The following is a 5,662-nucleotide window of genomic DNA, read 5'->3' on the forward strand; positions in this document are numbered from 1 at the left end:
TGGCATTGGGCCCTCGGCGCTGACGGAGGCCATGGGCATGCTCAACCACCATTTCGCAGCAGCCGCCTGATCGGCGCAGAGCGACAGCCTACCTCTGACTGCCGCCAATCTTTGCAACAGAGCCGGTCTTCTAAGTATTTGAGAGAAAGAACAAAGACATGTCGATCATCTTTTTCGGGCGGGGAAAGCCGGGGCGAATGGCCCTTGTGGGGGCGGGCTTCCTCTTGCTGGGTACGACACTGAGTGGTTGCTCGCGGTCGAACGAAGCGAGCAACCGGGCACCCGTCGATACCTCGAAAATCGCCGGGAAAATTAACGGTGACTTTATTGTCAAGAACGCTGCGACTTCCGAGGAATGGCCCAGCTACGGCCTCGACTATTCGGAAACGCGCTTCAGCAAGCTGTCCCAGATATCCACTGACAATGTCGCCCGACTGGGTTTGGCCTGGACCTATGATCTGGGCTCGACCCGCGGCGTAGAGGCAACGCCGCTTGTTGTGGACGGGATCATGTACGTGACAGCATCCTGGAGCGTCGTGCATGCAATCAATGTACGGACGGGGAAGCAGTTGTGGACGTTCGATCCGCAAGTGCCGCGCAGCGCGGGCGGCAAGGGGTGCTGTGACGTCGTGAACCGGGGCGTGGCCGTCTATGAGGGAAAAGTCTTCGTCGGAGCCTTCGATGGTCGTCTCATCGCGCTTGATGCGGCGTCCGGCGCCAAATTGTGGGAAGAGGACACCAGACTATCGCCGGACTCGCCAGCCACCATCACCGGCGCGCCGCGTGTGTACAAGGGCAAGGTCATCATTGGTAACGGTGGCGCGGAGCTGGGGTTGCGTGGCTATATCACCGCCTATGATGCGTCGTCGGGCAAGAAGCTCTGGCGCTGGTTCACGGTCCCGGGAGATCCATCGAAGCCGTTTGAGAACAAGGCGATGGAAGCCGCCGCCAAGACCTGGGACCCCAGCGGACGCTATTGGGAGGCGGGCGGTGGCGGCACCGTCTGGAACAGCATGGCGTTCGATCCGCAGCTCAATCTCATGTATATCGGCGTCGGAAACGGGGCGCCTTGGTCGCGCAATCGCCGCAGTCCCAAGGGCGGCGACAATCTCTATCTCGGATCGATCGTCGCGCTCAATCCTGATACCGGCGAATATGTCTGGCACTATCAGGAGACGCCGGGGGACAACTGGGATTACACGTCGACGCAGGATATGATCCTGGCCGACATGACGGTCGACGGCGCGCCGCGCAAAGTGATCCTGCATGCGCCCAAGAACGGCTTCTTCTTCGTCATCGATCGGACAAACGGCAAATTCATCTCCGCGAAGAATTTCGTGCCGGTGAACTGGGCCTCGGGCTATGACAAGGCGGGCAGGCCTATCGAATTGCCCGGCGTCCGCTCGGCCACGCCCTATGAGATCATTCCCGGTCCTTTTGGCGGGCACAACTGGCATTCCATGTCGTTCAATCCGGCTTTGGGGCTGGCGTTCATTCCCGCGCAGCATGTGCCGCTTTCGCTGGCGGACGATCCGAAATGGAAATATCGCTCCAACATTCCAGGCCAGCCCATGAGCGGCATCGGTTGGAACACAGGCAGTTTGCTGGGAGGCGCGGCGACGAAGGCCAAACCCTTCGGTCGCCTGATCGCATGGGACCCGGTGCGCCAGAAGCAAGTCTGGAGTCAGGAACAAGTTTCGCCGTGGAATGGTGGCACGCTGACCACAGCGGGGAATCTGGTGTTCCAAGGAACCGCAGATGGGCATTTCGTAGCCTATGATGCGCGCAACGGCCATAAAATGTGGGAGTCGCCGGTAGGCAGTGGCGTCATCGCGGCTCCGATCACCTACCAGATCGATGGCAAGCAGTATGTCTCGATTGCGGTGGGTTGGGGCGGTGTTTTCGGTGAGTCCCAGCGCGCTACCGACCGCAGTTCGCCTGGTACGGTCTACACCTTCGTCATCGGCGGCAAGGCGCCGTTGCCGCAGTTCGGAAAATATGAGCAGGGGGAACTGCTCTCGGGCGTGCCCTATGACAAGAAGGACGTCGCTCCTGGAGGCGCACTCTACGTCAGCAACTGTCTGTTCTGCCATGGCGTTCCTGGCGTCGACAAGGGAGGCAATTTGCCCAACCTGGGTTATGCGCCCCGCGAGGCGATCGCCAATCTTGAAGCGTTCGTTTTCGAAGGTGCGATGGCCGAGCAGGGTATGCCCGATTTCAAGGGCAAGCTTACCGCAGAGGACGTCAAGAAGCTCAAGGCGTTCATTCAAGGCACTGCAGATTCTGTGCGCGGACAACCTGCCGCGAGCGCAAAACCGAAAAAATAGGCTCGCTTAGAGAGGATGACCGGCGGTTTCGGCGCCCGCCGCCGGTCATCCGATCCTTTGTGAAAAGGCGGCGACAAACGCTTGCGCCGGTCAGGACTGAAGACCGGCGACCATGGGGCGCTCTGGATGCCCTGCATATTCGATTTTCCCACGTATGTGGCTGGAGACAAGCATGTCTGATTATAAGTTGCTGATTGGGGGCCAACTCGTGGAGGGCGATGGCACGCTCGAGGTCATCAACCCCGCACTCGGCGAAGCGTTCGTGACCGTGCCGCGCGCTTCAGCGGCTCAGGCCGACGAAGCCATCAAAGCCGCCAAGGCAGCCTATCCCGGCTGGGCCGAGACGCCCTTCGCGCAGCGCCAGGCCAAGCTCATCGAGCTTGCCGATGCCATCGCGGCCGATGGCGACAATCTCGCGCGCCTGCTGGTGCAAGAACAGGGCAAGCCCTTTGCCGAGGCCCAGGGGGAAGTTGCGTGGACGGAAGGATATCTCCGGCACTACGCCACTCTCGAGCTTCCCGACCGGGTCATACAGGACGATGAGCAGGCCCATATCGTCGTCAAGCATCGGCCGCTAGGCGTGGTCGTCGGGATCATCGCATGGAACTTCCCGCTGCTCGTCGCCTGCTGGAAGATCGGTCCCGCCGTGCTGGCGGGAAACAGCATCATCTTGAAGCCGGCCCCTACCACGCCCGTCACCGCCCTTGCATTAGGCGCGCTGTGCCGAGACATCTTCCCGGCGGGCGTGGTCAACATCATCACCGACGATAATGACCTGGGGCCGCATCTCACCGCCCATCCGGATGTCGCCAAAATTGGCTTCACGGGTTCGACCGCCACCGGCAAGCGGATCGCGGCGAGCAGCGCTGATACGCTCAAGCGCGTCACGCTCGAGCTGGGCGGCAACGATCCGGCCATCGTGCTGGAGGATGTCGATGTGCGTGAGACGGCGCTGGCGATCTTCAACGGCGCGTTCCTCAACTGCGGACAGGTCTGCCTGGCGGTGAAGCGGGCCTATGTGCATGAATCGATCTACGAGGCGATGTGCGACGAATTGGCAAGGCTGGCGCAGGAAGCCGTCGTCGATGACGGACTGAAGCAGGGAACGAATATCGGTCCGATCCAGAACCGCGCGCAATTTGAAAAGGTGAAGGGATTCCTGGAGGCGGCCCGGCGCGACGGCAAGATCATCGCCGGTGGCGAAGCCATGGAGCGAGCCGGCTATTTCATCCAACCGACCATCGTCCGGGATATCAGCGACGGCCATACGATCGTGGATGAAGAGCAATTCGGACCCATATTGCCGGTCATCGCCTTCTCGGATGTGGACGACGTGGTACGCTGCGTCAATTCCTCCGAATACGGCCTGGGTGGATCCATCTGGTCGAAAGATGTCGAGCGCGCCGCGGCGATCGCCGAGCGTATCGAAAGCGGTCAGATGTGGGTCAACCAGCATATCGCGATCGGCCCGCACATCCCCATGGCCGGCTTCAAAAATTCCGGCCTGGGTGTCGAGCAGTCCGTCGAGGGCCTCGCCGAATATACGCAGCTCCAAGTGATCAACATCAAGAGGTGACCGTGCTCTCAATTGCGAAAGGCGCGGCTGATGTTCCGCTGCTGGAGATGACGCTGGGAGAAGCCCTATCGGTGGCTGCCCGGCGCTGGGGGAGTGAACTGGCATTGGTTTCCCGGCATCAGAATATATGCTGGAGCTGGCAGGAACTGAACCGCGAAGCGGAACGGGTCGCGTGCGGACTGCTCGATCATGGGGTGCGTCGCGGCGATCGGGTCGGCATCTGGGCGCCCAATTGCGCCGAATGGACCGTGATTCAATTCGCGACCGCCAAGATCGGCGCGATCCTGGTAAACATCAATCCTGCCTATCGTGTCAGCGAAATCGAGTATGCGCTCGCAAAGGTCGGCTGCAGCGTGCTGGTGACGGCATCTGCCTTCAAAAGCAGTAACTACATCGCCATGCTACGCGAGATCGGGACGCGTAGTTTACCTGACCTTCGCCTGGTGATTTCGCTTGGTGAGCAGGCACATGACGGTTTCATTCCTTGGGAGCAACTGCGCGTGTCGGCGGATCCCCTGCTGCTGGGCGCGGCATCGGAAAGTCTGCGACCGGACGATGCCATCAACATACAATTCACCAGCGGCACGACGGGTTTTCCAAAGGGGGCAACGCTTACGCATCGCAACATTCTCAACAATGGTTATTTTTCGGGACAAACCATCAATCTCACCGTCAAGGACCGCATCTGCATTCCGGTTCCGCTCTATCATTGCTTCGGCATGGTCCTGGGTAATCTTGCATCCGTGACGAGCGGGGCTGCGATGATCTACCCCGGAGAGGCTTATGATGCGCGGATGACACTTGAGGCGGTGCGAGATGAACGTTGTACGGCGCTTTACGGAGTGCCGACCATGCTGATCACGATCCTCAACCATCCGGACCTCGATCAGTTCGACGTCTCGTCCTTGCGCACCGGGATCATGGCGGGCGCCCCTTGCCCGGCGGCCATGATGGAGCAGATCATGGATCGGTTGAACATGCGCGAGGTGACTATCGGCTATGGCATGACCGAAACCAGTCCCCTGACGACGCAGACGTCGATAGACGATCCCGTCGCAGAGCGAGTGGCGACGGTGGGCCGCGTCCACCCTCATGCCGAAGCAAAGATCGTAGGGTTGAACGGCGAGACATTGCAGGTGAACCAACAGGGCGAATATTGCTCGCGCGGATATGCGGTGATGCAGGGATATTGGAACGATCCGGAAAAGACCGACGATGCCATCGACGCGGAAGGATGGATGCACTCGGGCGATCTCGCGGTGATGGATGAGCGGGGCTATGTTCGCATTACCGGCCGCATCAAGGACATGATCATCCGGGGCGGCGAGAATATCTATCCGCGCGAGCTCGAGGAATTCCTGCTTGGCCACCCGTTGATCGTCGATGTGCAGGTCTTTGGCGTCAGCGACGCTAAATTTGGTGAGGAAGTCTGCGCATGGGTCATAGCGCGAGCCGGCCATCGGCTGAGCGCCGACGATGTGATTGCCCACTGCCGGGGTAAGATCGCCCACTACAAGGTTCCCCGCTATGTCCGCATCGTCGAGGGCTTCGCTATGACGGTCACGGGCAAGGCGCAGAAGTTCGAGATGCGCAAGACGATGGAAGCTGAACTGGGCTTGGTGGCTTGAGTATTTGTCAACGGCGGAGCAAAAGTCGGCCATTCGGCGGCGTAAAACCAGGCCATCGTGTTACATGCCGGGGGGAGTGGCGTGAGGGCGTAGCCCGAGGGCCACTCCCCCCGGCATTGGTGTAATTTTCA

The 5,662-nt window shown here is 60.3% G+C and carries 3 protein-coding genes; all 3 read left to right on the plus strand.

What is annotated here, in order from left to right:
• Positions 1 to 158: 158 nt before the first annotated feature.
• On the plus strand, positions 159 to 2,327 hold the full coding sequence (locus KAY22_RS23435; RefSeq protein ID WP_107917704.1) for a PQQ-dependent dehydrogenase, methanol/ethanol family: 2,169 nt from the start codon (positions 159 to 161) through the stop codon (positions 2,325 to 2,327).
• 172 nt (positions 2,328 to 2,499) lie between these two features.
• The gene (locus KAY22_RS23440; RefSeq protein ID WP_011950407.1) at positions 2,500 to 3,903 is read left to right on the plus strand and encodes an aldehyde dehydrogenase family protein; all 1,404 of its coding nucleotides are present in this window, start codon (positions 2,500 to 2,502) and stop codon (positions 3,901 to 3,903) included.
• Positions 3,904 to 3,950: 47 nt separating this feature from the next.
• Positions 3,951 to 5,531: an AMP-binding protein gene (locus tag KAY22_RS23445; RefSeq protein ID WP_049771327.1), complete on the plus strand. Its 1,581-nt coding sequence runs from the start codon at positions 3,951 to 3,953 to the stop codon at positions 5,529 to 5,531.
• Positions 5,532 to 5,662: the final 131 nt, after the last annotated feature.

The sequence above is a fragment of the Rhizorhabdus sp. genome, assembly GCF_018006725.1.
In the GTDB taxonomy this organism is placed as follows: domain Bacteria; phylum Pseudomonadota; class Alphaproteobacteria; order Sphingomonadales; family Sphingomonadaceae; genus Rhizorhabdus.

What these genes read in the sequence shown, in the direction of transcription:
- KAY22_RS23435 (WP_107917704.1), top strand. Translation starts at nt 159, where the DNA reads ATGTCGATCATCTTTTTCGGGCGGGGAAAGCCGGGGCGAATGGCCCTT.
- KAY22_RS23445 (WP_049771327.1), top strand. Translation starts at nt 3,951, where the DNA reads ATGACGCTGGGAGAAGCCCTATCGGTGGCTGCCCGGCGCTGGGGGAGT.
- KAY22_RS23440 (WP_011950407.1), top strand. Translation starts at nt 2,500, where the DNA reads ATGTCTGATTATAAGTTGCTGATTGGGGGCCAACTCGTGGAGGGCGAT.